This is a genomic window from Immundisolibacter sp. (genome assembly GCF_028696615.1).
Lineage (GTDB): Bacteria > Pseudomonadota > Gammaproteobacteria > Immundisolibacterales > Immundisolibacteraceae > Immundisolibacter.
Genome location: NZ_JAQVGQ010000009.1, coordinates 20,934 through 27,792 on the forward strand (window position 1 = coordinate 20,934; position 6,859 = coordinate 27,792).

The following is a 6,859-nucleotide window of genomic DNA, read 5'->3' on the forward strand; positions in this document are numbered from 1 at the left end:
GATGGCCAGGCTCGCCGTGTTCGCATCGTCCTGGCCGCGCGGGGCGATCCAGCGCATGATGCTGAACCTCACCGCCGAGTTCGCCGCCGCCGGCCACCGTGTGGACCTGCTGGCGCCGCGCGGCCGGCCGCCGGCCGAGGGTCTGCCCGATGGCGTGCGCCTGGTGGAACTCGCGCCGCGGCTTGCCGACCTGCCTGGCGTGCGCCGGCACAAGCGCTGGTTCGTGCCACTGGCGCTGCCGGCGCTGGCCGCGTATCTGCGCCACGAACGGCCGGCGGCGCTGCTCAGCGGCGGCGAGTGGCCGAACGTGATCGCGCTCGCCGCCAAACGTCTGGCCGGCGGATCGACCCGCGTGGTGGTTTCCGAACACATCCACGTCGGCGCCTCCACCGCCGGCGCGGCGCAGCGCAAGCGCCGCCGCCTGCTGCCGCGCCTCATGGCCCGCTTGTATCCGCGTGCCGACGCCATCGTCGCCGTGTCCGAAGGCGTGCGCCAGGACCTTCTGTCGCGCTTTCCGCTGCCGCCGGCGCGGGTCCACACCATCTACAACCCGGTCATCACCCCGGCGCTGCTGGCGGCGCGCGACGAGGCGCTGGACGATCCCTGGTTCGCGCCGGGTGCGCCGCCGGTGCTGATCAACGTGGCGCAGCTGCGCGTGCAAAAGGACCAGGCGACGCTGCTGCGCGCATTTGCCAAGGTACGCGCCCGGCGCCCGGCGCGACTGCTGATCCTGGGCGAGGGCAACCAGCGCCCGGCGCTCGAGGCGCTGGCCCGCGAGCTCGGCATCGCCGCAGACGTGCGCCTGCCGGGCTTCGTGCGAAACCCGCTCGCGTATCTGCGCCGGGCGCGGCTGTTCGTGCTGTCGTCGGCCTGGGAGGGATTGCCAACGGTACTGATCGAGGCGCTGGCCTGCGGCTGTCCTGTGGTCAGCACCGACTGCCCGGCCGGCCCGGCCGAGATCCTCGACCACCGCCGCTACGGGCGCCTCACACCGGTGGGGGATGCAGACGCACTCGCCGCGGCCATCGAACAAAGCCTCGACGCGCCGGTCGAGCATCGCACTCTCGAGGGGCGCGCCTTTGATTTCAGCGCCGTGGCGGCAGCGCCAAGGTATCTTGAATTGCTATGGAAGTGCGGAAAAATTCCGTCCATGGAATTTTTCAGCTCGCCGTCACGCGGTACACGCCCGCGCGACGCTCCGTGAATCAAGGGGTTACGCCCTTGATTCACGCTGGGGCATCCTGCCCCGGACGGAAAACACTGAATAAATCAGCGTTTTCTTCAGCGTTTCCCTATGTCAATAAAGAAAAATTTGCGTGCGTGAATCGTACGATCTCTGCGGCGCAATGCACACTGCAATGCGCCGCCAATACATGAGTCAGTCATAGCTCAGTACCCAAACGCACCCTTTCCCATCCGGAAATCGCCAACCCCGCGCGCACCGCAACAGCAAAACACCCGCAGGACCAATGAACCCAATCCTACTATTTGATACATCGGTCGCCACGACCAATATCGGCGACGAGATCATCATGGATGCGGTGCGACGGATTGCATGTCAATTATTTCCAAATGCTCACATTGTGAGCCTGCCCACGCATTTGTATGGCGGTCGGCGAGCTAGGGAAATGCTGAAAAATTCCGTCCGTGGAATTTTTCAGCTCGCCGCGGCGCGGTACACGCCCGCGCCGCGCTCCATGAATCAAGGACTTACGCCCTTGATTCATGCCAGGGCATCCTGCCCCGGACGGGAAACGCTGAATAAATCAGCGTTTCCCTAGAAAATTAATGAAGCAATCCAAACTGGCTTTAATCGGCGGAACAAATCTACTCGCCAGTGACATGCGGGCGCACCGCCAATGGAAGATTACCCTGCTGGATGCGGCTTACTTGACAAATGCATTTCTGCTCGGCGTCGGCTGGCGAAATTACGACACAGCACTCACACGGTACTCGAAGCTACTGCTGAAGACGGCCCTGGGAAGGACTGGGATTCATTCTGTGCGCGACAATTATACATTGGCAAGACTTCAGGAAGCCGGCATAAAAAACGCCGTAAACACAGCCTGCCCAACACTATGGCTTATCGATTGTGGCAAGTTGAACCTGACGGCAAGCAAAAAGAACAACGCAGTCGTCACCACCATCACGGCGTATAGAAAGGACAAAACGAGAGACCTGCAATTATTAAACAGCTTGCGCGCCATTTATCCAGAGCGCTATTTTTGGCCACAAGGACTCTATGATTATGAATATGCGCGTGAAGAGCTAGGATTGGACGGATTTACAGTGCTGCCCCCGACACTCAAGGCATTTGACGAAATTCTCATCGGCGGTTGCGACTACGTGGGCACGCGACTACACGCTGGGATTCGAGCCTTGCAAAAAGGACAATATGCCAGAATCATCGCGATCGACAACCGAGCCATTGAAATAGGGCGTGATTTTGGCATACCAATATCAACGAGTACCGACGTAGAGTCGGTGGCGAAATACGCTGACGATAGATCCCTAAACATCACCCTTCCTTGGAACACGATCGAGCACTGGAAACAGCAGTTTCTCTCGGCATGACTAAAACGGCGATTCAGCCGCACCTCGCCCTGCTGCTGCTCTCGCTCACCGGCGGCGGCGTGGAACGCGCCACGCTGCGCCTGGCCGGCGAGTTCGCGCGCCGCGGCGTGGCCGTGGACCTACTGGTGTGCCGCCCGCAGGGTGAACTGCTCGATGCCGTGCCGCCGCAGGTGCGCCTGCTGCCGCTGCCCGACACCGGCAGCCTTGCCGGGCGCGTGGCGGCGCTGCGCGCGGCCGGCCGCCAGCGGCGGGCGCTGCTGCGGCCGGTGCTGCTCGCGCCACACGCCTCGCGCGCCCTGCGCCACCTGCCGGCGCTGGCGCGGTATCTGCACGCCGAGCAGCCCGCCGCGCTGCTCGCCGCCAAGACGCCGGTCAACCTGGTGGCGCTGTGGGCGCGGCGTTTGGCGGGCGCGCCGACGCGGCTGGTGGTCAGCGAACGGGCGCAGTTGTCGCAAATCGCCCGGCCCGGTCGGCCAGCAAAGCGCTCGGCGCTGCCGCGCCTGGCGGGACTTTTCTATGCCGAGGCCGACGCCATCGTGGCCGTATCGGGCGGTGTGGCGGACGACCTGGCGGCCCAGACCGGCCTGCCGCGCGGGCGCATCACGGTGATCCACAACGGCATCGTGGACGCCGGCTTCGCCGACCGCGCCGCGCAGCCGGCGCCGCATCCCTGGCTGGCAGACGGCGGCGCCCCGGTGCTGCTGGCGGTCGGGCGCCTGGCGCCGGAAAAGGACTACCCAACGCTGCTGCGCGCCTTCGCGCGCTTGCGCCGGGCGCGGGCGGCGCGGCTGCTGATCCTGGGCGAGGGGCCGCTGCGGGCCGAGTTGCAAGCGCTGGCCGAGACGCTCGGCATCGAAGCGGACTTGGCGATGCCCGGTTTTTGCGCCAACCCGCTGGCCGCCATGAGCCGGGCGGCGGCGTTCGTGCTCAGCTCGCGCACCGAAGGCTTCCCCAACGTGCTGGCCGAGGCACTGGCCTGCGGCTGTCCTGTGGTGAGCACCGACTGCCCGTCCGGGCCGCGCGAGATTCTGGACGGCGGCCGCTACGGCCGGCTGGTGCCCGTCGGCGATGCCGATGCGCTGGCAGCGGCGCTCGCCGCCACGCTGGATGCGCCGCCCGACCGCGAGGCGCTGCGCCGGCGCGGCTACGAATTCAGCGTGGCGCGCGCCGCCGAAGCGTACCTCGACCTGCTGCTGCCCGGCGCGGGTGGGGCCTGAAGGCGACCGTCAGTCGCCGACCACGATGCGCGCGATGTCCGGGCTCGGGAACATGCGTTCGAGCCAGTCGTCGGCAAGCGGCTGGATCACCTCCACGAACAGGCCGGCGAGCGGCTTGCCGCCGTCGAAGTAGGCAAACGCCATCAGGCCCGGGATGCTGGCCGACTGGCCGACCACGATGCCGCGGCCGGCGAGTTCCTGCGCGGCGCGCTCGAAGTCCTGCGGCGGCGCCAGCGTGACCATGATGTGGTGCACGCACTCGCCGCGGCGGTCGAGGGCGTCGCGGTACACGGTGGGGCCACTCAGCGGCTCGACCAGCTCGAAGCACGCCCGGCCGCGGCGGCCGATGGCCAGTCGCGCGGTGTGCTCCACCGGCTGGCCGTAGTAGGTGCAGCCCGGCATGTGCGCGCTGTCGATGCCGATGTCGACCCAGTCCTCGATGCCGAGCAGCGCACGAAAGCGTTCCTTGGCGGCATCCAGATCGCGCACCATCACCGACACCTGATAGAGCTTTTGCACCGGCAGGATGGCGCTGCCCGGCAGCTGCAGCGGCTCGCCGGGCGGGATCAGCGCATCGGCGTCGGCGAACACCAGCGCGAGCCCGCCGAGCGGGCCGCGGCTGTCCAGCAGCCGGCGCCGGCCACCGTGCTCGGCGTGTTCGGCGGCGGTGGCGAGGCCCGCCGCGCTGTGCGCCTGATCGAGCGCCGCCCAGTCGGAAACGGGGATCACCACATGGCTCGGCCCCTCGCCACAGCGGGCCAGCTCGTCCGCCCACGGGCCGGACTTGGGCTCGATCAGTTCGAAGCCGACGCCGTTGACATAGCCCACCGCCTGCCGGTGCGCATACTCGCGCCCGTCCGCGGTGCGCCCGGCACAGTCCGCCAGGCGCCACTCGTTGACGCCGAAAAAGCGCGCGTACTCGGCGGCCGCGGCGCGGCAATCGCGCGTCAGCACGCCCACCCGGGCGATGGCGGTGACGGGTAGTGACATGGGGGCCTCCTTGTGAGGGCATTACGAAGCGGCACCGTACACGGCTGCCCGAAGACTCCGGCACGCAGCACGCCGAAAGCAGGCGATCGCGGCTGAAGCCGCTCCTACCACGGTCGAATGCACCTGCTTCAAAGATTCGGCGGGATGAACAGCATGGCGATCATCATCATGACGCCGATCGGCACGCCCACCATGAACGAGTAACCCGCGAAGCGCCCGAAGCGGATGCCGGTGATGGCGACGATGGGGATGGCCATGTAGGGATGAATCAGGTTGGTCAGCGAGCCGCCGTGCATGTAGGCAAGCAGCGTGGTGGTGACCGACACGCCAAGCTCGCGCGCCGCCGGGATGATGTACGGCGCCTCGATGATCCACTTCGAGCCGGCCGACGGCACGAAGAAATCCATGATCCCCGAGTACACGTAGATCACCAGCGGAAACAGTTCCCGGCTGGAGAAGCGCACGAACAGGCCGCTCAGCCAGTGCCCGAGCTCGGTGCCGGTCATGAGGCCAAAGATGCCGCCGTAGAACGGAAACTGCAGCACCACGCCGTAAGCCGAATCGAGCCCGCGGCGCACCGCCTGCACGAACGACAGCGGGTTGCCGTGCAGCAGCAGCGCGAGTCCGAGGAACACGGCGTTGTACGCGTTGATGTTCCAGGCGCGCGCAAAGCCCTGGGTCGCCATGTTGTAGCCGAGCGTGAACAGGATCATGGTGCCGGCCAGATAGCACCAGAAGCGGCGGTTCTCGAGCCAGCTCGCCGGCGTGGCGCGCTCGGGCTCGACGCGCGGCGGCTGCGGCAGGATGGCGTCGAGCCGCTCGGCGTCCAGCGTCACGACGGGCGTCCTGCCGCGCGGGTGCAGGGCGCAGATGGCGGCAATGCTCACCACCGACAGCAGCGCCAGCAGCATGAGGTTGAAGTCGGCGAACACGGTCTCGGTGACCGGATACAGGCGATCGACGATGGGCGCACCGACGGCGGGCTTCACCATCGGGTTGTCGGGCGTCGCCATGATCAGCGCCGCCGAACCGGACAGCGCCGCGTTGGTGACGGTGCCGACGCCCATGAAGGCCGCCGCGCACAGCACGCGGATGTCGGTTTTGGGATTGCGGCGCGCCACGAACGGAGTCAGCAGCGCGCTCACCACGAGGCACAGCGCCAAGTTGGGCAGCCCTGTCAGGGTGGTGGTGACCGCCAGCAGCAGCACCGCCTGAACCGGCTTGTCGGGATTGGGGATGCGCGCCAGGCGGTCGAACAGCCAGAAGCCCGGGCGCGACATGACGCAGGCATAGGCCGCGAACACCGAGATGGAGAACTGCATGGTGATCTGCAGCAGCCCCCACATGCCGTTGCCCCAGGCGGTGACCGCCCGCAGCGGCTCGGCATGGGCGCCGAACACGGCCAGCACCAGCGCGATGGTGGTGAGCACCATGCACACCACCCAGGCATCCGGGATGTAACGCTCGGCCACCGCCGAGGCGGCGTTGCCGGCCCGGCTGAAAGCGTCCAGCAGTGCCATGGGTTCTCCTCTCGTTTTATTTTGGAAAGGGTGTTCGTGCCCTTCTCGGCTTCGCCGCCCCGTGGCCGTCGCCCGCGCCGGGCTCCGCGCACCTGTGCTTGCACTCGGGCAGCCGCGTTGCGGCTTCCGGCATCCGGCGCCGTGCGCGGCGCCCCGCTCAGGCCGGAATCTTTTTCTGCAGGCGGGCGTTGAACTTCTCGGCGTCGATCACGAAGCGCTCGTGGGTGCCCTCGGCGATCTTGTCGATGCCGTCGTGGGCGCTCACCGAGAATTTCAGGCGCTTGCCGTCCACCTCGTCGAGCCGCACCTGCACCGTCACCGTCAGACCCGGCGGCGTGGCCGCCAGGTGCGACACGTCGACGTGCGTGCCGACGCTCTGCTCGGCCGGCCAGTCGAGGTGCGGCTTGATGGCGTCCACGCAGGCCCACTCCAGCAGCGCCACCATGAAGCCGGTGGCGAACACGCGCGGCATGACCTGAAAGTCAGCCGCTTCGGGGTAGATGTTGGGCACCGTCTTGGCGTCGGTGACGGTGAACTGGAACTGGTGTTCGAGGCCGG

At 67.2% G+C, this 6,859-nt stretch carries 6 protein-coding genes; 3 read left to right on the forward strand and 3 right to left on the reverse strand.

The genetic code is table 11. From position 1 onward, the window contains the following. The first annotated feature begins 1 nt into the window (after position 1). The 3 genes from PHC73_RS01460 (at position 2) to PHC73_RS01470 (ending at position 3,791) form a co-directional block, all read left to right on the forward strand. Positions 2–1,204 carry a glycosyltransferase gene (locus PHC73_RS01460; protein ID WP_300123788.1) on the forward strand — a complete coding sequence of 401 codons (1,203 nt, stop codon included), beginning with the start codon at positions 2–4 and terminating at the stop codon, positions 1,202–1,204. Between the two features lie 584 nt (positions 1,205–1,788). Continuing rightward, positions 1,789–2,574 carry a polysaccharide pyruvyl transferase family protein gene (locus PHC73_RS01465; protein ID WP_300123789.1) on the forward strand — a complete coding sequence of 262 codons (786 nt, stop codon included), beginning with the start codon at positions 1,789–1,791 and terminating at the stop codon, positions 2,572–2,574. Continuing rightward, positions 2,571–3,791: a glycosyltransferase gene (locus PHC73_RS01470; RefSeq protein ID WP_300123790.1), complete on the forward strand. Its 1,221-nt coding sequence runs from the start codon at positions 2,571–2,573 to the stop codon at positions 3,789–3,791. Before PHC73_RS01465 ends, PHC73_RS01470 begins: the two co-directional genes overlap by 4 nt. A 9-nt stretch (positions 3,792–3,800) precedes the next feature. Here the strand turns inward: PHC73_RS01470 and PHC73_RS01475 are convergent, their stop codons facing one another. From PHC73_RS01475 to PHC73_RS01485, 3 genes are all read right to left on the reverse strand, one after another. Continuing rightward, positions 3,801–4,781 carry a VOC family protein gene (locus PHC73_RS01475; protein ID WP_300123791.1) on the reverse strand — a complete coding sequence of 327 codons (981 nt, stop codon included), beginning with the start codon at positions 4,779–4,781 and terminating at the stop codon, positions 3,801–3,803. A gap of 128 nt (positions 4,782–4,909) precedes the next feature. After that, the gene (locus PHC73_RS01480; RefSeq protein WP_300123792.1) at positions 4,910–6,301 is read right to left on the reverse strand and encodes a TIGR00366 family protein; all 1,392 of its coding nucleotides are present in this window, start codon (positions 6,299–6,301) and stop codon (positions 4,910–4,912) included. Between the two features lie 157 nt (positions 6,302–6,458). Beyond that, positions 6,459–6,859, reverse strand: a 401-nt coding sequence (locus tag PHC73_RS01485; protein WP_300123793.1) for a thioesterase family protein, incomplete at its 5' end; no start/stop codon positions are given.

Bases quoted from the DNA above. Each gene is read 5' to 3' on its own strand.
- PHC73_RS01460 (WP_300123788.1), top strand. From the start codon at position 2: ATGGCCAGGCTCGCCGTGTTCGCATCGTCCTGGCCGCGCGGGGCGATC.
- PHC73_RS01465 (WP_300123789.1), top strand. From the start codon at position 1,789: ATGAAGCAATCCAAACTGGCTTTAATCGGCGGAACAAATCTACTCGCC.
- PHC73_RS01470 (WP_300123790.1), top strand. From the start codon at position 2,571: ATGACTAAAACGGCGATTCAGCCGCACCTCGCCCTGCTGCTGCTCTCG.
- PHC73_RS01475 (WP_300123791.1), bottom strand. From the start codon at position 4,781: ATGTCACTACCCGTCACCGCCATCGCCCGGGTGGGCGTGCTGACGCGC.
- PHC73_RS01480 (WP_300123792.1), bottom strand. From the start codon at position 6,301: ATGGCACTGCTGGACGCTTTCAGCCGGGCCGGCAACGCCGCCTCGGCG.